Origin of the sequence: Stenotrophomonas sp. 22385 (assembly GCF_052045085.1) — a bacterium.
In the GTDB taxonomy this organism is placed as follows: domain Bacteria; phylum Pseudomonadota; class Gammaproteobacteria; order Xanthomonadales; family Xanthomonadaceae; genus Stenotrophomonas.
This window is the reverse complement of the sequence record NZ_JBQEOG010000009.1, coordinates 194,643-214,138: the sequence shown is the minus strand read 5'-3', so window position 1 is coordinate 214,138 and position 19,496 is coordinate 194,643. Positions and strand designations below refer to the sequence as shown.

Genomic DNA, 19,496 nt, shown 5'->3' with positions numbered 1-19,496 from the left:
GTTTCCGTCGTTGCGAGCCGCCCATTATAGCCGGCTTTTCCGCTTCGTCAACACCCTTTTTCGAGGGCCGCCTCACCGAAGTGGACGTCGTTGCCGATGCTGCTTCGTCGTGCGACCCGAAGGTCTTTTCGTCGAAGCGAGCCGCCTATTATGTCAGGCTTTTCGTTTCCGTCAACACCTTGTTTCGAAGGATGTCGCCGCCGCTTTGGCGTGGTGTTCACCGGGGTGAAGACCGCGTCGCAGCGAGGGAGCGAATACTAAAGACTTCTCGAAATTCGTCAAGCGCTTTTTTCAAATCGTACCGACCAACGGTCGGTACCTGCCGTGTGTGGGCACAGCGCCAACGGCGATGCGCAGCACGCGCGTTGCGCGTGCTGCGCAGGGCTGCCAACAATGCAGCTTCTTGTGGCCAGGGAAGCATGCGTCATGTCTGCGGTAGCCAAGCGTTCGTTGTTGCGCGATCTCTCATTGCCCGCGGTGGTCGCCGGCTTCATTACCGTGCTGGTGGGCTTTGCCAGTTCCGCGGTGATCGTGTTCCAGGCCGCACAGGCGGTCGGTGCAACGCAGGCGCAGATTGCCTCCTGGATGTGGGCGTTGGGGCTGGGCATGGGCGTGACCTGTATCGGGCTCTCGCTGCGCTACCGCGTGCCCGTGGTCACTGCATGGTCGACCCCCGGCGCGGCAATGCTGGTGGTGGGCACCGGCGCGGTGGCCTACAGCGATGCCATCGGGGCCTTCGTGCTGGCTGCGGTATTGGGAATGCTGGCCGGCTTCTCCGGTGTGTTCGCCAAGGTGATGCGCCGCGTGCCGATGGCGTTGGCCGCCGGCATGTTGGCCGGCGTGCTGCTGCGCTTCGGGCTGGACGTGTTCGTCTCCATGGGAACGCAGCTGGGCATGGCGCTGGCGATGTTCGCCACATGGCTGGTGGGCCGGCGGCTGTTCCCCCGCTACGCGGTGATCGCCACTCTGGTGGTGGGCGTGGGCGTTGCTGCCGCACAGGGCCTGCTGCATGCCGAACAACTGCGGGTGGAACTGGCCACGCCGGTGTTCACGTGGCCCACCCTGTCGTGGCCGGCGGTGTTCGGCATCGCCCTGCCCCTGTTCGTGGTCACCATGGCCTCGCAGAACATTCCCGGGGTCGCAGTGATCCGTGCCTCCGGCTACGACACCCCGATCTCCCCCGTCATCGGCTGGATCGGCGTGGTCAATACGGTGTTGGCTCCGTTCGGCGCATACGGCCTCAACCTCGCGGCGATCACGGCAGCCATCTGCATGGGACGCGAGGCGCATGAGGATCCGGCCCGGCGTTACACGGCCGCCGTGGCCGCCGGCGCCTTCTACATCGTGGTGGGCCTGTTCGGGGCGACGGTGGCCGCCGTGTTCGCGGCGTTCCCGAAGGAGCTGGTGGCCTGCGTGGCCGGCATCGCGTTGTTCGGCACCATCGCCAACAGCCTGGCCATGGCCCTGCGCGAGGAAAGCGATCGGGAGGCTGCACTGGTCACCTTCCTGGTGACCGCTTCGGGGCTGTCGCTGGCCGGAATCGGCTCGGCGTTCTGGGGCCTGGTGGCCGGCGGCATCTGCCTGGTGGCACTGCGGCCGCGCGCTCGCGCCCTGCCCTGAGCGCTGGCCGCGCTTACAGGGGCAGGACGCGGAGGGTCTGTACCAGGCTGTGCCGCGCGCCCGGGGCCAGGGTGACCACGTCCGGGCCGGCGTTGGCCGCCTCCAGGCACACGTAATCCTTCCAGCCGGCACCGACGTCGGCCATCTTGGCTGCGCCTGCTTCACCGGGGTTCCAGGCCACCAGCGAGCGGCTGCCCTGGGTGGTGATCTCGATGCTGCGCTTCAGTCCCGGGTCCTTCAGCACGTAGCGGCCGCCGGCCTGGGTGTAGATGCGGTCGCTGCGGCCGGGGTCGCGCGGGTCGTTGAGCGACCAGTCGCCCTGCTGGGTGCGCGGGGTGGCGTAGTTCTCGAACTTGTCCAGATAGGTCAGGCCATCCAGCCCGGACACGCTGACCTGCATCGCATCGCTGACCTTGAAGTAGTTGTGCAGGGCCTGGGTGAAGGTGACCGGCTGACGGCCGGTGTTCTCGGTGACCAGGCGCTGTTCGAGCGTGCGGCCGATCCGCAGCTGCATGCTCAGGCGCAGGTCCAGGGTCTCCAGCGCGGGCGGGGCCAGGGTCAGCACCACGGTGCCGTCGGCTTCGCGCTGCGCGGTCTGCAGGGTCCACGGCACATTGCGCACGAAGCCGTGCGAGGGCACGTCACCACCCTGCCCCTGTTTGCCGAAGTACGGCCAGCACACCGGGCTGCCGCCGCGGATGGGGGTGGGCAGCGCCTGCGCGGTGGGCGACAGCCACAGCACGTCCTGGCCGCCCTTGGGAATGAAGGACAGCAGCTGCCCGCCAAACACGGAGATCGCGGCGGTGGCCAGCGGGGTTTCCACCTTCCAGGCCGGGAAGCCCTGGATGTCGACCATGCTCAGGCCGTCGAGCCTGGGCAGCGCGGCGCCGGGGGCAGCCGGCGACTGCACGAGGCGGGCGTGGTTGGGCGGCAGGGAGAACGCGGTGCTGTCGGGCATGGCGGTAGTGAGCTTGGGTAGAGGGGGTGCGCTGCGCAGCGCGGTAAGGATGCGTTGGCCGGCGCGGCCGTCCGGGTTGCTCCAGCCCAGCGCCTGCTGTTCGGTCTGGATGGCGCGCCGGGTTGCGGTGCCGACCATGCCATCGGCGGCACCGATATCGTGGCCGCGTGCGAGCAGCAGGGTCTGCAGCTCGCGGCGTTCGGTGCGGCCAATGCCGGGATCGTCGGTGGGCCAGGCAGCCACGATGCCGGGGCCGCCGCGCAGGCGGTCGGCCAGGGTGGCAATGGCCAGGGCATAGCTCTCTGCGGCGTTGTAGGCGTAGATCGCATCGTAATTGCGGAACACCAGCCAGGCCGGGCCCTTGGCGCCGGTGGGCAGCAGCAGCGCGGCGTTGGCATCCTCGGGCAGTCCCGCAGGCGCGAGCGTGCCGCCGCCGATGGGGGCGATGCCCAATGCCCGCCAGGCCGCCAGCGGCTTGCGCTGGGTACGCCCGGCCAAGCTGGCGTTGAAGCCGGCGGGGATCGTTACTTCGATGCCCCACGGCTGGCCGGTACGCCAGCCGGCCTGCTTGAGATAGTTGGCGGTGGAGGCCAGCGCATCGGGAATGCTGGCCACGAGGTCGCGGCGGCCATCGCCATCGCCGTCCACCGCGATGCGCGCATAGGTCGAGGGCATGAACTGGGTATGGCCGAAGGCGCCGGCCCAGGAGCCGGTCAGGCCATCGGCACTCAGATCACCGGCGTCCAGCAGCTTGAGCAGGGCCAGCAGCTCGCCGCGGAAGAACGGCTGGCGGCGGCCGTTGCAGGACAGGGTTGCCAGTGACTGCAGCAGAGGGCGCTTGCCGAATACGCGGCCGTAATCGCTCTCCACGCCCCAGACCGCGACGATGGTGGCCGGATCGACGCCGTACTGCGCGGATACGCGCGCGAGCAGGTCGCGGTGCTGGTCCAGGCGGGCGCGGCCGTCGTCGACACGCTGGGTATCGACCAGGGCGGCCAGGTAATCCCACAGCGGGGTGGTGAATTCGGGCTGCGCATCCAGCAGCGGCAGCACGCTCAAGTCCGGGGTGAGGCCGGCGGTGAGCCGGGTGAACCCGGCCGCGCTGACACTCTGCTTGAGCGCCTGCGGCTGCAACGTGGCCAGGCAGCGATCGAAATCGTCCTGCGGCGCGGCAACGGCAGGGGTGCCGGCCAGGCACAGCGCGCCCAGCAAGCCGACCATGGTGATCCTCATTGGCGTGAATCCCTGCAGCCAAGTGTTACCGCATCATAGCGGCAACCCGTGCGGTTCAGGCCCATTCCAGCAGGCGCAGGCCGAATGCCGGGGCATCGGCGTTCCACTGCGTGCGCACGCGCAGGCCGGCTTCGGCGATCAACGCGGCGAACGAGGCATCGGTGTACTTGTGGCTGTATTCCACCGTCATCGCTTCCCCGTCGGCGAATTCGAACGCGCGGCCGGCCACGTGCACCCGCTGTGCGCAGCGGCTGACCAGTTCGGTTTCAATGCGCAGGCGCGGCACGCTGTAACGGGCGCGGTGCTCGAAGCCATCCAGGTCGAAGTCGCTGCCGATCTCGCGGTTGAGCCGGCGCAACAGGTTGAGGGTGAACGCCGCCGTTACCCCGGCCGCGTCGTTGTAGGCCGCTTCGATCTGCGCCGGATCCTTGTGCAGGTCGATCCCGATCAGCGCGAGGCCGGTGCGACCCATGGTCTGGCGCATGGCATCGAGCAATGCCACGGCATCGTCGTGGGCGAAATTGCCGAGCGTGGAACCGGGGAAGAACAACAGCCGACGCGCCGGTTCGCGCTGCGGTTCGGGCAGCGTTACCGGGCGGGTGAAGTCAGCGCAGACCGGCAGCATCTCGATCTCCGGCAGCGCTTCGGCCAGGCGTGCGACGCTGTCGAGCAGCGCCGCGCGCGAGATCTCGATCGGGGTGTAGGCCACCGGATCGGCCAGCGCATGCAGCAGCCGCTCGGTTTTGCGACCGCTGCCACTGCCCAGTTCCACCACGTGCAGGTGCGGCCCCACGGCGCGGGCGATCTCGGGGCTGACCTGCTGCAGCAGCTGCAGCTCGGTACGCGTGGGGTAGTACTCGGGCTGGCGGGTGATCTGCTCGAACAATTGCGACCCGCGTGCGTCGTAGAAATACTTGGAAGGCAACTGCCGCGGGTCCTGCGACAGACCGTGCAGGATGTCGGCGGTGATCCGCGCGCGGTCCGGTTGCAGGTCGGTCAACGCATCCAGGGCATCACTCACAGTGCTCATGCGGCATCCTTGGCCAGGCGCACGCCGGCGAACTGCCAGCGCGCCGACGGTGCGAAGAAATTGCGGTAGCTGGGACGGATGTGGTCGGCCGGGGTGGCGCAGCTGCCGCCGCGCAGTACCCACTGCCCACACATGAACTTGCCGTTGTATTCGCCGAGGTTGCCCTCGAAGGTGCGGAAACCGGGGTAGGCCCCGTAGGCACTGCTGGTCCACTCCCACACATCGCCGAACAGCTGCAGGGGGCGGTCGTGCGCGCTGTCCTGGTCGGGCGCGGCCGGATGCAGGCGCTCGCTGTCGGCGAAGTTGCCCTGCGGCGCCTGCCCCGCGGCGGCGGCTTCCCATTCGAATTCGGTGGGCAGGCGCGCACCGGCCCAGCGGGCGTAGGCGTCGGCTTCGAAGTAGCTGAGGTGGCAGACCGGTGCATCGGGGTCGAGCGCGCGCCAACCCGCCAAGGTGAACTCGCGCGCCAGTGCGTCATCCCAGTACAGCGGGTGCTGCCAGTGCTCCTGCTGGCACAGGCTCCAGCCCTCGCTCATCCAATGGGCGGGCTCGCGATAACCCCCTGCTTCGACGAAGCGGCGGAACTCGGCGTTGCTGACCGGGCGGTTGGCCAGTGCATGGGCGGGCACCAGCACACGGTGCACGGGCGATTCGTTGTCGTAGGCGAAGGCAGCATGCGCCGGCCACGCGGGCGCGCCGATCTCCACGATCTGTTCCGGGCTGTGGATCCACGCCAGCGGCGAGGCGGTGCCGGTGCTGCGCGGCAGGTCGTCGCGGTAGGCCGGCTGCAGCGGGTTGCTCCACAGCGCGTGCTTGATGTCGGTAAGCAGCAGCTCCTGGTGCTGCTGCTCGTGGTGCAGGCCCAACACCAGCTGCCGGGTGGCCTGTTGATCCAGTGCATCTGCCTGAAGCGCGGCCAATACGCGCTGGTCGACCAGGCTGCGGAATCGCAGCACTTCGTCCAGTGACGGCCGTGACAGCAGGCCGCGCTGTGGCCGTGCATGGGCCGGGCCGATGCTCTGGTAGTAGCTGTTGAACAGATAATGCCAATCGGCGTCGAAGGGGACGTAGCCCGGCTGGGTCGCCAGCACGAAACGTTCAAAGAACCACGTGGTGTGGGCCAGGTGCCATTTGCTCGGGCTGGCATCGGGCATGCTCTGCACCATCGCATCTTCGGCGCTGAGCGGTGCGGCCAGGGCCACGCTGCGGGCACGTACCCGGGCGAACTGGGCCGCCAGTGCGGCGGCAGCGGTGGCGGCGGAAGGGGGCGGGGCAACGACGGCGTTCATCGCACGAAGGATCGGCGAGCACGGGTGAGCGCGATGTCACGGCGCGGCGTACGCGGTGTTACGCCGCCCAAGTTGAATAGGCGGTCAGGGCAGCGCGTCGAGATAGAACCAGCGCCCATCGAAGCGCACGAAGCGGCTGTGCTCCTGCATCTTCACCGCGCTGCCGCCGCCGATCCGGTAGCGCGCGGTGAAGCGCACCTGGGCGTGGTCGGCATCCTGCAGGGTGTGTTCGTGCACGGTCAGGCCCAGCCAGCGCGTGCGCTGCCCGGCCGGTTCGTCCAGCGACAGGGTTTCCGGGCGGGTATCGGGGTGCCAGCTGGCCAGCAGGTACGCCGGCAGTTGCCGCACGTAAGCGCTGTAGCGCGAGCGCATCAACGCCTCCGCATCGGGTGCGGCCTCGCCGGCGTGGAAGCGGGCGCAGCACGCGGCGTAGGCAACGGGGCGGCCGCAGGGACAGGGATCGGCAGGGGTCATGGGCGTATTGTGCCGCGAGGAGGCGTATGCTGGCGCGCTTTCCGCCCAGATGCGCTGCCGTGTTCGAGCTGGTTCCCCCTGAGCTGTTGTGGTTGGTGGCGATCGCCTTCATCGCCGGCCTGGTCGATGCCGCCGTCGGTGGCGGTGGGCTGGTGCAGTTGCCCGGGCTGTTCACGGTGCTGCCGCAGCACACCCCGGCGATGCTGTTTGGTACCAACAAGTTCAGTTCGATGTTCGGCACCGCCGCAGCGGCATTCCGCTACGCGCGCAATGTGCGCTTCCCCTGGCGACCGGTGCTGTTCGCGGCCGCCACGGCCTTCGTGTTCTCGTTCGCCGGCGCCACGGCGGTGAGCCTGCTGCCCAAGGACGCGGTGCGCCCGCTGGTGCTGGTGCTGCTGGTGGCGATGCTGGGCTACACGCTGTGGAAGAAGGACTTCGGCGCCCTGCACCGGCCGCGCGAGATCGGCCGGAAGGAACTTGCCGCGGCGCTGGCGATCGGGGCGGTGATCGGCTTCTACGACGGCTTCTTCGGACCGGGTACCGGCAGCTTCCTGATCTTCCTGTTCGTGCGCTTCTTCGGGCTGGATTTCCTGCGCGCCTCGGCCGCCTCGAAGGTAGTCAACCTGGCCACCAACGTGGCCGCGATCTCGTTCTTCGTGCCGACCGGCAACATCCTGTGGCTGTTCGCGATTCCGATGGCCACCGCCAACATCGTCGGTTCGGTGGTCGGGACCCGGCTTGCCCTGCGCGGCGGCACGCCGTTCATCCGCAAGCTGTTCGTGGGCCTGGTGGTGGTGCTGATCGCCCGGATGGGCTGGGACACGTTCGCCGGCTAGGCAGGTCAGTCCTCGACCTGCCCGGCAACGGCGCGGGTGCGCTCAGGAAGCTTGAGCCGCTTGCCTTCTTCGTCGTACTCGATCAACAGCACGCCGGAGTCGTGGCGGCCGCTGATCTCGACGAAACAGGCGCCGCCGATGAAAGGCTCCAGCGTCATCACCGATTTCAGCGGGGTGGCCACCACCATCTGGAAGCCGAAGTTCTCGAAGATGTTCATTGCCAGGGCGGTGAACTCGTTGTCGGCCTTGTCGAACGCTTCGTCCAGCACCACGGCAGCGTAACTGGGCAGTTGGCTGTCCGCTCCGCCGAGCTGGTAGCGCAGGGCCGCGGCCAGGCAGGTGGTGGCCAACTTCTGGCGCTGGCCACCGGATTTGCCGGCGCCGCTGCGGTAGATCTCGACCTGCTGGCGGGTGGCGGCGTCCAGTTCCACGCCGATGAACTCCACATGCAGGCGCACGTCGAGCACGTTCTCGCGCCAGCGCTTGTCCTCGCCCTCCTGCGAGCCCAGCCGCTTGACCAGCTCGCGCAGCACGGCGAACTGGTTCTCGGCGACGTCGCGCTCTTCGGTCTGGTGATGCGACAGCACTTCGCGCAGGTGCTGGTGGAACTCGAGCACTTCCGGCAGGCGCCGGTCGCTGAGCTCGATGGTCAGCAGGGTGCCCCGGTTGAAGGGCACCTGCTCCAACGAGGCATTGACCTCATCCAGGCGCTGGCCGATCGACTTGCGCGCTTCGGCGCTGTGCCGCTGCAGCGCCAGCAGGTTGTTCTTGCTCTGGTTCTGCAGCAGGTCGAAGAAGCGTTCCTCGTGCTGCGGCAGGCCATCGCGTTCCAGACGCGCCAGACGCGCCAGGTAGTCCTCTGCGGAAGCCACCGAGGCGGTGAAGTCACCGGACTCCTCCGGCCAGGCCTGCGCGAAGCGGCGGAAGCAGCCGACCAGCTGGGTCTCGACCCGGTGTACGTCCTGCTGGGACGCGGCCAGGCTTTCGTTGATGCCCTTGCTGATCTCGCGCATGTGCGCTTCCAGCGTCTCCAGGCTCAGCCCGCCGAGGAGATCCAGGCGCTTCTTGAGCCCGGCTTCCTGGGTGGCGCCCAGCGCCGGCAGCACCAGGGCGCGGCTGCGCTGGCGCTGGGAATCGAGCTTGTCGCGTTCGCGCGAGAGCTGGATGAGCTCGACCCGGGTGTCCTCATAGGTGCGCCGTGCCTGCACGATGTCCGCACGGGCCTGGTCGATCTGCTGGGCCAGCCGGGCCAGGTCGGTATTGCCTTCGCGCAGTTCGCGCAGCGCCGCTTCGATGTCCTGCAGGCGTTGCATCGCCGTGGCGACGTCCACCTCTTCCCATACCACGTTCACCAGCTGGTGGCAGGCCATCCGACGCTCGTTGTCGAGGTCACGCTGGCCGCGCAGACGCGCAACGTCTTCATCGCAGGCGGCGATGCGCTGTGCCAGTTCCTGCGCTTCGCGGCGGAACAACGCCAGCTTTTCCTGGTTGTTGAAGCCCAGCAGCCAGCGGCGGCGATCGCCGATGGCGCTGCGGTCATCCTTTTCAAAGCGGTCGCCGGGGTGCTTGACCTGGCCTTCGCGCGAAATGCCGCGTTCGACATCGCGCAGCTGTTTGGCGTCAACACACTCATAGTCGAAGCGCTTGCCCAGCTCGCGGCGCAGCCATGGCTCGAACACGCTGTCGCGCAGCTCCAGTTTGTGCAGCAGCGAGCGCGCGGACGGCGAGCGCGCGATTGCGTCTTCGTTGCGGCGGACCCGGTAGTAGGTCAGGCGCATGCCAAGCTGGGTGCGATTCACCCAGGCGTTGATGTCGTTGTAGTGCTTGTCTTCGACCAGCAGCGACTGTGCAAAGCCAAACAGCACGCGCTCGATCGCTCCCTGCCAGGCACCCTGGTCCTCGTGGACCTGGATCAGTTCGCCCACGAACGGCAGTGCGGACTCGGGCACGCCGGTTTCTTCGGACATCCGGCTGCGCAGCTTCTGCAGCGGCGCGGGAATGCTGGAGGGATTGCGCTCCATGGCCTCCAGTTCCGCGCGGACATCGGCGAAACGGCGGGTATCGTCCTGCTTGCCTGCCTGGCGCTCCGAGATGGCGTCGTCCAGCGCTGCGGCGGCCTGCTGGCGATTGTCGAGTTCGCCCTGCGCGCGCGCGATCAACGCAGCAAAAGCATGGGCGTCATCGGGAAGCTCGTTCTGCAGCTTGGCGGCGGCCTGGCGGGCCTGCTCGCGCTTGGACTGGCGGCGATCCTGCTCGGCCTGGGCCCGGCCCTGTTCGCGTTCGAGTTCCTCGATGCGCTCGCCGCCCTGCTGGCGGCGCTGCAGCTCGAGCTCGGCCAGGTGCTCCTCATGGTTGGCCAGGGCCTGCCGGCGCTGGGATTCTTCGCCCTGCAGCCCCCGGTTGCGCACGTCGATTTCCTGCAGCCGCTTCTCCAGCAGCAGCTGCAGGCGCGACTCGCGGAAACTGTCCAGTCCGAGTTTGAGCGTTTCCTCGTCGGCACGCTGCAGGTTCAACGCCTTCAGTTCGGCATGCAGCGCGCGCGCCGGCAGCAGGGTTTCGACCTGCTGGCGGGCGGTGACCACCGACTTGTGCGCGCCATCCAGTTCGGCGAAGTCGCTGACCAGCCGTTCGGCGGCATCGAAGGTGCGCGGCGTATCGAGCATGAAATCGCGCAGGAAGACGTTCAGGTCCCCCAGGTTCTTGGCCGACTGCGTCTTGTGCAGCAGGCGCAGCGCCATCTCATTGTCGATGCCCAGCAGGTGCCGGAAGCGCTCGGCGTAGCCGGTGAAGCTGTCGAAGTGGTGCACATCGCCCAGGCGCTGCTTGAGCTTGCGCAGGTCCAGGTCGAAGCCGCCCAGGTCCCTGGCGATATCGAACGGGCGCTCGGCGATCAGGTAATGCTTGCGCACATCGGCGGCGGCCGCGCCATTGCCGGCGATCCAGAACAGCCGTACCAGGCTGACCACGCGACCATCGCCGGCGCGGTATTCCAGCACCAGCGCCGTCCAGGTCGCGCCCTTGCGCAGGTACTGGGTAGCGATCTCGCCGGTGCCGCGGTCCTGCTGGTCGGCCCACGCGCCACGCACGTAGGACACCAGGTTGCGGTCGCGGCCGCTGCGTTCGGCTTCGCGTGCCGCTGCGTTGAAGTCCACGATCGACGGCGGCACCAGCATCGCCGACATGGCATCAAGCAGGGTCGATTTGCCCGAGCCGGAACGGCCGACGAACAGGAAGCCGCGCTCGGCGATCGGAACTTCGGTCAGGCCGTTGAAAGTGCCCCAGTTATGCACCTGCAGCCGGCGCATGCGGAACTGCTGCTGGCGCGGATCCGGCAGCCCTTCGGTGAACAGGGCGGGAGTGTTCTTGGAGATGGCCATGCGTTATCGGTCGTTCCGTTCAGGCTTTGGCAGCAGGGGTTTCGCGCAACTGGCGGTATACCGACGAGAGTGCGGACACATCCTCGGCAGAGAACAGCAGCTTCAATGCGGGCGATACTTCGTGCCGGTCTTCCTGACCCGCCAGGCGGGTCAGGATGTGGTTCTCTTTCATTTTCTGCACCGCCGCCGCGACGCGACGGTTGAACCCGGCGCGGTCGGTGGAGAGGTTCTTCTCATAGATCGCCAGCGCTTCGGCCATCTCGCTGTCGGCCACGACGGCGCGGTGACCGCGGGCGTCGGCCTCGGCCAGCTGCTGGCGCAGGTACAGCAGCAGCACCGAGTCGATGAAGGTCAACGGCGAGCTGCGCAGCAGCACCGGCGCTTCGACGTCTTCGGTGTCGGCCTGGCGGGTGAAGGCCACGCCGCTGTCACGGTCCAGCACCAGTTCCAGGAACAGGTCGGCCAGCGACGAACGGATGGCCGCCTCGCTGCGGATCAGCGCAGGCCACAGCTTGGGGTGGCGCAACTGGTCGATGCTCGGGCCGATCAGCAGCTGGCACAGCGCGCGGCGCCCATCCAGCGGCAGGCGGCCGGTATCGCCCAGGTAATAGACGTCGTTGTTCCGCCGCGGCAGCGGCGTAACCACCACCGGCTCTGCGTCAAGGTCGTGGGCGGCACCGTCGATCAGGGCGGCGTCGTTGGAATCTTCATGCCAGTTCATGGCGTTTCTCCTGGGTGAACCAAACCAACGGGATACGGGCCCGCCGCCACTGTCCATCACCACCACGCCAATGCGCGGTTTCCTGTTCGCCTTCCACTACCGTGCCGTGGCGCGTGCCCAGCGACAGGTAGCCGATCACGCTGCCCAACCCCTGCGGCGCGTCGCGCTGCGACAGGGCCTGGGCGATGCTCAGCTTCGGCTGGATGGCCAGCAGGTCATGCAGGTCGCGGCGCAGCGTGCGGAAGTCGATCTCTGACGAGGCCACCAGGTCGCCGACGCTTTCCAGCGAAATACTTGCGGCCTCATTGCGCTGCACGCTGCCATCGATATGGGCGCTGCGCGGGTCATGCAGTTTCCACTGCGACCACGAGCGCAGGCGGCTGGTGGTCAGCTGCAGGTCACGGCCGATCGGGCGCTGGGCGGTGAACTCGTCACGCAGCGCCAATGCTTCGGACTGCGCCTGCTTGAGCAGCTGGTTGAGCCGGCGCTGTTCCAGGTAGCCACGGCTCTGCACGAAACCGCGCAGGCTGCGGGCGAAGTGCTGCAGGACATCGTGGACCTGGCCGCCGCGCTCGAGCATGGTGGCGGTGAAGCCGCGCAGGAACGCGCGCTCGTCGCGGTCCAGCTTGCGGGCGAAGCCGCGGGCGAGCACGGTCTCCAGCGCTGCATCCAGCTGGGCGCTCTGTTCGGCATCGTTGAGCAGGCGCCAGAAGGCCTGGAAGCTGCGCCCGGCGTCGCTGTCGCCAATGACGTCCACCCCTTCGAACAGCCGCGACAGCACGTCGCCGCGCTCGCTCTCGTCGTCGATGATGCGTTCGCGGAACTCGCGGTTCAGGCGTTCGAAGTCGTCGCGGACGCGGCGGAAGTCTTCGGTGAGATCGTCGGCCAGGCCAATGATCTGCCGCGCCCGTTCCAGCGCGCGCTTGCCATCGAGGGTCGCTACCCGGCCAACGCCGACCCTCGCAATCTCCGCGTCGATGCGGTCGCGCTCGTCACGCAGGGCCGACAGGCGCGCGTCCGGGTCCGATTCGGTCTGCGCAGCCAGCTGCGAAAGCTGCTCGATGACCAGCGCCAACCGGCTTTCGGTGGCCGCCACGCGGCTCTGCTCCAGGCTGTCGGCGAAACGGATCGCCTGCAGCGCCCGGGTGGAGAGCTCGTACTGCTCCTGGTCGGCGCCCTCGGGCAGGCGCCGCTCCAGCCACCCCTGCGACAGCCAATGGGCAATGTAGGCCTGGGCAGTGCGCGGCAGCTCACGCGAAAGTTCTTCGCCGTTGAGCTGGTCCAGTGCGCGCTGCAGGCGCTCGTGCAGCACCGCCGCCGGCAGGGTGCGCTCGCCGTCCATCAGCAGGCTCTGCAGCAGGCCGATGATCTCCGGGGCGTTGGCGGCGGCCAACAGTTTCCACTGGGGCTGTTCGCGCAGGGCGCGGTAACGGGTGATACGTTCGCGGTGCTTCATGCAGCCAGGACATCCGAATAGACGCCGCACGGCCAGGTGCCGCGCAGCGGGAGGGGCACCGGCCCGGCACGATCATGCCGGGCGCGCGGGATATTCAGCGCTTGCCGCCCACTTCAATGAAGCGCAGGAACTCGGCCCGGGTGCGGGCATCCTCGCGGAAGCTGCCCAACATCTTGGAGGTGACCATGCTCACGCCGCGCTTGTGGATGCCGCGGGTGGTCATGCACTCGTGCGCTCCTTCCACCACCACACCCACACCGATCGGCTGCAGCACGTCCTGGATGCACTGGGCAATCTGCGCGGTCATCTTTTCCTGGACCTGGAAGCGGCGGGCATAGGCCTCCACCACGCGGGCCAGCTTGCTGATGCCCACCACCTTGCCGGCCGGCAGGTAGCCGACGTGCACGCGGCCGATGATCGGCGCCATGTGGTGTTCGCAGTGGCTTTCGTACTCGATGTCGCGCAGCACGATCAGCTCGTCGTAGCCGGCAACCTCTTCGAAAGTCCGTTCCATGTAGGCGCGAGGGTCGTCGCGGTAGCCGCTGAACCAGTCGCCGTAGGCTTCGGCAACGCGCCGCGGGGTGTCCAGCAGCCCTTCACGGGTGGGATCTTCACCGGCCCAGCGCAGCAGGGTGCGCACGGCCGATTCGGCCTCATCCTGGGTCACCGGGGTCACGTCGTTGTCTTTTTTGCTCATTACATACAGCACCCGAAGGGGGGCGAGCATCGTACCCGACAGACCCCCCGGGCGTCCCCCGGGCGTTGGGCTGCGGTTGGGCTGGAGGTATTGATAGGAATGAAATTAGTAGTATCCTATCTATCTGCCATGAAACGCTCCCTCGACGAACGCACCCAGCTGCAGATGCAGCTCAGCTCCGGCCTGCTCCACTCAGGGCGGCAATGGCAGCGCCTGGCCGACCAGGCGTTGGGCAGCTATGGCATTTCGGCCGCCTGCACCATGCCGTTGCTGATGATCGGCCGTGCCGGCGGTGGTATCCGCCAGGTCACCCTGGCCCAGCAGCTGGGCATGGAAGGCCCCTCGCTGGTGCGCCTCCTGGACAAGCTGTCGGCCAGTGAACTGGTCCGCCGCGAGTGCGATGCCAGCGATCGCCGGGCCAACCTGCTGTGGCTGACCGATAAGGGCGAGGCCTTGGTGAGCGAGCTGGAAAGCCAGTTGATCGGCCTGCGCCAGGACGTGTTCGGCGAGCTGACCACCGATGAGCTGCGCACCGTGCTGAAGCTGTGGAAGCTGCTGGCCGATGCCTCCGACCGCGTGACGTAAGCCGCAGTCCTGCCCCACCTCCCGGTGTTGTCCTGCGACGCCGTGGTTTCCCCTTTCCGCTTCCTGCGAACTTCCTGCCCCGATGTACGGTGAATTCAGTCTCTATGGTGTGTTCATCCCGACCCTGCTCGGGCTGATGCTGCTGGCCTACCTGCTCACCAGCGGGTTGCGCCTGGTCCTGCAGCGCACCGGCGCCTACCGCCACATCTGGCACCCCGCCCTGTTCAACCTGGCCGTGTACGTGATCGTGCTCGGCGGGTTGTTTTCCCTGATGCGTTGGATGCAATCGTGAACAAGATCCTCAAGCACACCTTCCCGGTCGTCCTGACCGTCGTCGCCGTCATTGCCGCCCTGCTGGTGCTGCGCCACCTGTGGTCGTACTACATGGACGAACCGTGGACCCGCGATGCGCACGTCAGCGCCGACGTGGTGCAGGTCGCCCCGGATGTGTCCGGGCTGGTGGAAGCGGTGAAAGTGGCCGACAACCAGCCGGTGAAACGCGGCGAGGTCCTGTTCGTGGTGGACCGCGCGCGTTACCAGATCGCGCTGGAGCAGGCCCAGGCCACGCTGGGCGAACGTCGCGCCACGCTGGAGCAGCTGCGCCGCGAGACCGCCCGCGACCGCCGCCTGCAGGACCTGGTGGCGGCGGAGGACGCCGAAATGCGCCGCGCCAAGCTGCAGGCCGCGCAGGCGTCCATGGCCACCGCGCAGGCCGCGGTGGACCTGGCCAGGCTCAACCTTGCCCGGACCGAGGTGCGCAGCCCCAGCGACGGCCACGTCAACGACCGCACCGTGCGCGCCGGCGACTACGTCACCGCCGGCCGCCCGGTGATGGCGGTCCTGGACACCGGTTCGTTCCGGGTGGACGGCTACTTCGAGGAAACCCGCCTGCGCGGCGTGCATGCCGGGCAGAAGGTCGACATCCGCCTGATGGGCGAGGCGCAGCCGTTGCAGGGCCACGTGCAGAGCATCGCTGCCGGCATCGAGGACCGTTACCGCAGCGAGGGTTCCAGCCTGCTGCCGAACGTGACCCCGGCCTTCGACTGGGTGCGGCTGGCCCAGCGCATTCCGGTACGCATCCACATCGACACGATTCCCACCGGCGTGAACCTGATTGCCGGGCGCACCGCCACGGTCACCATCGAGCCGGACACCGCCACGCCCTCCCCCACGCCGGCGCAACCGGCACGGGCGGCCCTGTGAACCGCCCGACCCTGCACCGCATCGCCTTCGCCCTGGCGCTGACCAGCAGCCTGGCCGCCTGCCGCACGGTCGGCCCGGATTACGCGGTACCGGCCGGTTCGGCGTTCCAACGCCCGGAGGCCAATGCGGCGTTCATCGACACCGCCAACCCGCAGGTGGCAGCGGGCGCCGAGCTGCCGGCACGCTGGTGGGAGCTGTACCAGGACGCCACGCTCAATGGGCTGGTGGAACAGGCGCTGCGCGACAACGTTGAACTGAAGGTGGCAGATGCCAACCTGCGCCGCGCCGCCGCCGTGTACGAGCAGGCGCTGGATGCCGGTGGTTTCGAATACGAAGCCGAGGCCGGGGTGAGCCGCGCGCAGCTGTCGGCCGAATCGTTCCTGCTCGAACACGAGCTGCCGCCAATCAACCTGGCCGACGGCAAGTTCGCGGTGTCCTATCAGGTCGACCTGTTCGGCAAGCTCAAGCGAGCGGCCGAAGCCGCGCGCGCCGACGAGCAGTCGGTGGCCGCTGCGATGGACCTGGCGCGGGTTTCGCTGGTGGCCCAGGTGGCCGGCAGCTACGTGGAGATCTGCCACGCCAACCACGAACTGCACGTGGCCGAACATTCCCTGCAGCTGCAGCAGCGCAGCCGCGAGGTGACCCAGCGGCTCATCAGCGCAGGACGTGGCACGCCACCGGAGCTGGCACGCGCCAATGCGCAGGTGGCGATGCTGCAAGCCGCGCTGCCGCCGCTGCAGGCGCAGCGCCAGGCCTCCGAATACCAGCTGGCCGCCCTGCTCGGCCGCACCCCGGGCCAGCTGCCCGAGGGCGTGAGCGCGTGCGACCAGGCCCCGACCCTGGCCCAGCCGCTGCCGGTGGGCGATGGCCGCGCGCTGCTGCAGCGCCGCCCCGACATCCGCCAAGCCGAACGCAAGCTGGCCGCCGCCACCGCTCGGATCGGCGTGGCCACCGCCGAGCTGTACCCGGACATCCGCCTGGGCGCGTCGCTGGGCGCGGCCGGCCTGCTCGCCGATTTTGGCGAGCCGCTGACACAGCAATGGTCGTTGGGGCCGCTGATCTCGTGGACGCTGCCGTCCTCGGGCACCCACGCGCGCATCCACGCCACCGAAGCCGGGGCCGATGCGGCGCTGGCCGAGTTCGACCACAGCGTGCTGCAGGCGCTGCGCGAAACCCAGACCGCACTGAGCCGGTATGCACACGACCTGCAGCGCCTGCAATCGCTGCAGCAGGCGCAGGCGCAGGCTGCGCTGGCCGCCGAGCAGAACCGCCGGCTGTACCAGGGCGGGCGCACCCCGTACCTGTCCAGCCTGGACGCCGACCGGACCCTGGTGTCGGCCGATGCCACGCTCGCGCAGCAGCAGGCGCAGGTCTCGCGCGACCAGATCCAGCTGTTCCTGGTCCTCGGCGGCGGCTGGAACGCCGATGCGATGGCCAAGGCCCAGGTAGGACCGACACCGACGGTAGTGCCCACGGTTGGTCGGGGTGCGGTCAATCGGCAGAACTGACCCATGCTCCTGCTAGACCGCCACGCCTGGCTGTTTTCGGTAAAGACCTTCCTGGCCGCGCTCGCCGCCCTCTACATCGGCCTGGCCGGCAACCTGTCACGCCCGTACTGGGCGATGGCCACCGTCTACATCGTGACCCAACCGATGCTGGGCCCGACCCGGGCCAAGGGCGTCTACCGCATCGTCGGCACGCTCATTGCCGGCGCGGCCACGCTGTGGATGCTGCCGCACCTGGTGGAAACCCCGCTGCTGCTGAGCGCGGCGATGTCGCTGTGGCTGTCGGCGTGCCTGTTCATCGCCCTGCTCAACCGCGGCCCGCGCGGTTACGCGTTCCTGCTGGCCGGCTACACCACCGCGTTCATCGGCTTCCCCGCGGTGACCTCGCCGGACACCATCTTCGACACAGTGGTGGCGCGCAGTGAAGAAATCATCCTGGGCACGGTGGTGGCGGTGCTGTTCGCCTCGCTGTTCTTCCCCACCTCGGTACGGCCGATGCTGCGCGCGCGGATCGGCAACTGGATGGACGATGCTGCGCAGTGGTGCCGACAGATCCTGCTGCGCGGCCAGGCGCACGGCCCGCGCAACCGGCTGGCGGCCGACCTGGTGCAGTTCGAGGCGTTGATCGCGTTCCTGCGCCGCGATGATCCGCGCCATGCCGGTGCAGCGGTGTCGATGGAACGGCTGCGCGAACGCATGCTGCTCATGTTGCCGGTGCTGTCATCCATTGCCGACCGGCTGGGCGCGCTGCGCGCCGGGGGCCGCGCGCTGCCGCCGGGGCTGGAACCGCTGGTGGACGACATCACGCACTGGCTGGAGCGGCCCGGCCGTTCCACTGCCGAGGAGTCCGCCGCCCTGCGCGCGCGGATCCTGGCGCTGAAGCCGGCGGTGGATGGGGAACTGGACCACCTGCTGCTGGTGACCCTGCTGTTGCGCCTGGAAGAGCTGGTGGACCTGTGGCAGGACTGCGCCACCCTGCAGGACGCCATTGAACACGGCAGCGCGCCACGCGATGCCGCCCACTTCAGGGTGCGGGCCAAGCGCGTGGGCGGCGCGCGCCACGTGGACTACGGCATGGCGCTGTTTTCTGCCGCCAGCGCCGGCGTCGCGCTGATGACCTACTGCGCGCTGTGGATCGGGCTGGGCTGGGAAGGCGGTGGCAACGGCGCGATGATGGCCGCGGTGGCCGCTGCGTTTTTTGCCGCGCAGGACGACCCGGCGCCGAGCATGCTGCAGTTCCTGCTCTGGGCCGTCGTTGCGAGCCTGGTGGCGGCGGTGTACCTGTTCGGCGTGTTCCCGGCGGTGCATGATTTCGGCAGCCTGGCACTGGTGCTGGCAGTGATCTTCCTGCCACTGGGGCTGCTGCTGCACCAGCCCAAGACCGCGCTGATCGGGCTGCCGTTGACAGTCAACCTGGTGGCGCTGCTGAACGTACAGAACACCTACAGCGCCAACATCCAGAGCTTCATCAATTCGTCGGTGGCGATGTTCATCGGCATTGGCTTTGCCGTGGTGATGACCCGCCTGTTCCGCTCGGTGGGCGCTGAATGGACGGCTCGCCGGCTGGTGCGGCAAGGCTGGACCACGCTGGCTGAAGCGGCCGAGGGCCGCGGCCGGCAGGACCGCCAGCAGTTCGCGGCGCGCATGCTGGACCTGCTGGGCCTGCTCGCGCCGCGCCTGGCCGCCACGCCCGAAGGAAGCGACATCGCTTCGGTGGACATGCTCACCGAGGCGCGCATCGGTCTGAACATCCTGCAGTTGCGCCGCGCACGGCATGGTTTGCCGGCGGCGAGCAGGCAGGCGATCGAGGCGATCCTGGACGATGTGGCGACACATTACCGCGCCCAGGTGGCGCTGCGCCGGCCACAGCCTGCATCGCCCACGTTGCAGGCCAGGCTGGAGGCGTCGCTGAAGCGGGTCCAGACGGTGGAGGCCGGCAAGGCGCGTGATGAAGCGCTGATGGGGGTGCTCGGACTGCGCTATGCGTTGTTCCCGGAACCGCCGGCGGTCACACAGGGGGGAGTATCCTGACGCCCTGCATTCCTGCATGGAACAAGGTGATCCCCAATGAGTTACGACGTGATGGTATTCGACCCGGCCGTGGCGCCGCGCGACGCCGAGGCATTCCTGCAGTGGTATGACGCGCAGACCGAATGGAACGAGAAGCACGGGTACGACGACGCTGCCGTCTCGGTGCCGGCGCTGCAGGCCTTCTTCACCGAGCTCGCCGAAGACTTCCCGCCGATGGACGGTCCGCTGTCCGATGACGAGGACGACCGCCCGCAGGTGACCGACTACAGCATCGGCACCCATGTGATCTATGCCTCGTTCGATGATGAGGTGGCCGAAGACGCGCATGGCCAGGTGCAGATCCTGGCCAACAAGCACCAGGTAGGATTCTTCGATGTCAGCGGCGACGGTGCGATCGTGTACCCGGACGGTACCGTGCTGATTCCCGGGGGAGAAGAAGAAGAGGAAGGCGACGCCTGATTCTGGAAGGTCTGGTAGAGCC

General features: G+C 68.2%; 16 protein-coding genes. 8 read left to right on the top strand and 8 right to left on the bottom strand.

Annotated features, from left to right (window positions below; genetic code table 11):
* The first annotated feature begins 426 nt into the window (after positions 1 to 426).
* The gene (locus tag ACTJI4_RS16510) at positions 427 to 1,620 is read left to right on the top strand and encodes a benzoate/H(+) symporter BenE family transporter (RefSeq protein WP_440869970.1); all 1,194 of its coding nucleotides are present in this window, start codon (positions 427 to 429) and stop codon (positions 1,618 to 1,620) included.
* A 13-nt stretch (positions 1,621 to 1,633) separates the two neighbouring features.
* On the opposite strand, the gene ACTJI4_RS16505 is transcribed toward ACTJI4_RS16510, so the two are convergent.
* The 4 genes from ACTJI4_RS16505 to ACTJI4_RS16490 form a co-directional block, all read right to left on the bottom strand.
* Complete coding sequence (locus tag ACTJI4_RS16505; protein WP_440869969.1) at positions 1,634 to 3,799, bottom strand: lytic murein transglycosylase; 2,166 nt, start codon at positions 3,797 to 3,799, stop codon at positions 1,634 to 1,636.
* 67 nt (positions 3,800 to 3,866) lie between these two features.
* Positions 3,867 to 4,841: an L-histidine N(alpha)-methyltransferase gene (egtD, locus tag ACTJI4_RS16500; protein ID WP_440869968.1), complete on the bottom strand. Its 975-nt coding sequence runs from the start codon at positions 4,839 to 4,841 to the stop codon at positions 3,867 to 3,869.
* Entirely contained in the window at positions 4,838 to 6,130 is a 1,293-nt protein-coding gene (gene egtB / locus ACTJI4_RS16495) for an ergothioneine biosynthesis protein EgtB (protein WP_440869967.1), read from the bottom strand. Before egtB ends, egtD begins: the two co-directional genes overlap by 4 nt.
* Positions 6,131 to 6,214: 84 nt before the next feature.
* Positions 6,215 to 6,604 carry a YchJ family metal-binding protein gene (locus ACTJI4_RS16490; RefSeq protein ID WP_440869966.1) on the bottom strand — a complete coding sequence of 130 codons (390 nt, stop codon included), beginning with the start codon at positions 6,602 to 6,604 and terminating at the stop codon, positions 6,215 to 6,217.
* A gap of 59 nt (positions 6,605 to 6,663) precedes the next feature.
* Between ACTJI4_RS16490 and ACTJI4_RS16485 the strand changes: the two genes are divergently transcribed.
* Positions 6,664 to 7,440 (top strand): sulfite exporter TauE/SafE family protein, encoded by a 777-nt coding sequence (locus ACTJI4_RS16485; RefSeq protein WP_392922943.1) that lies wholly within the window; start codon positions 6,664 to 6,666, stop codon positions 7,438 to 7,440.
* Positions 7,441 to 7,445: 5 nt separating this feature from the next.
* Here ACTJI4_RS16485 and ACTJI4_RS16480 read toward each other — a convergent pair whose 3' ends face one another.
* From ACTJI4_RS16480 to folE, 4 genes are all read right to left on the bottom strand, one after another.
* Positions 7,446 to 10,817: an ATP-binding protein gene (locus ACTJI4_RS16480; protein ID WP_392922946.1), complete on the bottom strand. Its 3,372-nt coding sequence runs from the start codon at positions 10,815 to 10,817 to the stop codon at positions 7,446 to 7,448.
* Positions 10,818 to 10,836: 19 nt separating this feature from the next.
* On the bottom strand, positions 10,837 to 11,538 hold the full coding sequence (locus ACTJI4_RS16475) for a DUF4194 domain-containing protein (protein WP_392922949.1): 702 nt from the start codon (positions 11,536 to 11,538) through the stop codon (positions 10,837 to 10,839).
* Positions 11,525 to 12,994, bottom strand: coding sequence for a DUF3375 domain-containing protein (locus tag ACTJI4_RS16470; RefSeq protein ID WP_392922952.1), 1,470 nt, complete (start codon positions 12,992 to 12,994; stop codon positions 11,525 to 11,527). The genes ACTJI4_RS16475 and ACTJI4_RS16470 overlap by 14 nt, the downstream gene beginning before the upstream one ends.
* 94 nt (positions 12,995 to 13,088) lie before the next feature.
* Complete coding sequence (folE, locus tag ACTJI4_RS16465; RefSeq protein ID WP_440869965.1) at positions 13,089 to 13,691, bottom strand: GTP cyclohydrolase I FolE; 603 nt, start codon at positions 13,689 to 13,691, stop codon at positions 13,089 to 13,091.
* A 129-nt stretch (positions 13,692 to 13,820) separates the two neighbouring features.
* On the opposite strand from folE, the gene ACTJI4_RS16460 reads away from it, so the two are divergent.
* From ACTJI4_RS16460 to ACTJI4_RS16435, 6 genes are all read left to right on the top strand, one after another.
* Positions 13,821 to 14,276 (top strand): MarR family winged helix-turn-helix transcriptional regulator, encoded by a 456-nt coding sequence (locus ACTJI4_RS16460; protein ID WP_392922956.1) that lies wholly within the window; start codon positions 13,821 to 13,823, stop codon positions 14,274 to 14,276.
* A gap of 82 nt (positions 14,277 to 14,358) precedes the next feature.
* Complete coding sequence (locus ACTJI4_RS16455) at positions 14,359 to 14,568, top strand: DUF1656 domain-containing protein (RefSeq protein ID WP_392922959.1); 210 nt, start codon at positions 14,359 to 14,361, stop codon at positions 14,566 to 14,568.
* Complete coding sequence (locus ACTJI4_RS16450) at positions 14,565 to 15,479, top strand: efflux RND transporter periplasmic adaptor subunit (protein WP_392922961.1); 915 nt, start codon at positions 14,565 to 14,567, stop codon at positions 15,477 to 15,479. Before ACTJI4_RS16455 ends, ACTJI4_RS16450 begins: the two co-directional genes overlap by 4 nt.
* Positions 15,476 to 16,987 carry an efflux transporter outer membrane subunit gene (locus tag ACTJI4_RS16445; protein WP_440869964.1) on the top strand — a complete coding sequence of 504 codons (1,512 nt, stop codon included), beginning with the start codon at positions 15,476 to 15,478 and terminating at the stop codon, positions 16,985 to 16,987. Before ACTJI4_RS16450 ends, ACTJI4_RS16445 begins: the two co-directional genes overlap by 4 nt.
* Before the next feature lie 3 nt (positions 16,988 to 16,990).
* Positions 16,991 to 19,015 (top strand): FUSC family protein, encoded by a 2,025-nt coding sequence (locus ACTJI4_RS16440; RefSeq protein WP_440869963.1) that lies wholly within the window; start codon positions 16,991 to 16,993, stop codon positions 19,013 to 19,015.
* 36 nt (positions 19,016 to 19,051) lie between these two features.
* A complete protein-coding gene (locus tag ACTJI4_RS16435; RefSeq protein ID WP_392922970.1) occupies positions 19,052 to 19,474 on the top strand; it encodes a hypothetical protein in 423 nt (140 codons plus the stop codon).
* Positions 19,475 to 19,496 lie beyond the last annotated feature (22 nt).

Bases quoted from the DNA above. Each gene is read 5' to 3' on its own strand.
- ACTJI4_RS16510 (WP_440869970.1), top strand. From the start codon at position 427: ATGTCTGCGGTAGCCAAGCGTTCGTTGTTGCGCGATCTCTCATTGCCC.
- ACTJI4_RS16505 (WP_440869969.1), bottom strand. From the start codon at position 3,799: ATGGTCGGCTTGCTGGGCGCGCTGTGCCTGGCCGGCACCCCTGCCGTT.
- egtD (WP_440869968.1), bottom strand. From the start codon at position 4,841: ATGAGCACTGTGAGTGATGCCCTGGATGCGTTGACCGACCTGCAACCG.
- egtB (WP_440869967.1), bottom strand. From the start codon at position 6,130: ATGAACGCCGTCGTTGCCCCGCCCCCTTCCGCCGCCACCGCTGCCGCC.
- ACTJI4_RS16490 (WP_440869966.1), bottom strand. From the start codon at position 6,604: ATGACCCCTGCCGATCCCTGTCCCTGCGGCCGCCCCGTTGCCTACGCC.
- ACTJI4_RS16480 (WP_392922946.1), bottom strand. From the start codon at position 10,817: ATGGCCATCTCCAAGAACACTCCCGCCCTGTTCACCGAAGGGCTGCCG.
- ACTJI4_RS16475 (WP_392922949.1), bottom strand. From the start codon at position 11,538: ATGAACTGGCATGAAGATTCCAACGACGCCGCCCTGATCGACGGTGCC.
- ACTJI4_RS16470 (WP_392922952.1), bottom strand. From the start codon at position 12,994: ATGAAGCACCGCGAACGTATCACCCGTTACCGCGCCCTGCGCGAACAG.
- folE (WP_440869965.1), bottom strand. From the start codon at position 13,691: ATGAGCAAAAAAGACAACGACGTGACCCCGGTGACCCAGGATGAGGCC.
- ACTJI4_RS16460 (WP_392922956.1), top strand. From the start codon at position 13,821: ATGAAACGCTCCCTCGACGAACGCACCCAGCTGCAGATGCAGCTCAGC.
- ACTJI4_RS16455 (WP_392922959.1), top strand. From the start codon at position 14,359: ATGTACGGTGAATTCAGTCTCTATGGTGTGTTCATCCCGACCCTGCTC.
- ACTJI4_RS16440 (WP_440869963.1), top strand. From the start codon at position 16,991: ATGCTCCTGCTAGACCGCCACGCCTGGCTGTTTTCGGTAAAGACCTTC.
- ACTJI4_RS16435 (WP_392922970.1), top strand. From the start codon at position 19,052: ATGAGTTACGACGTGATGGTATTCGACCCGGCCGTGGCGCCGCGCGAC.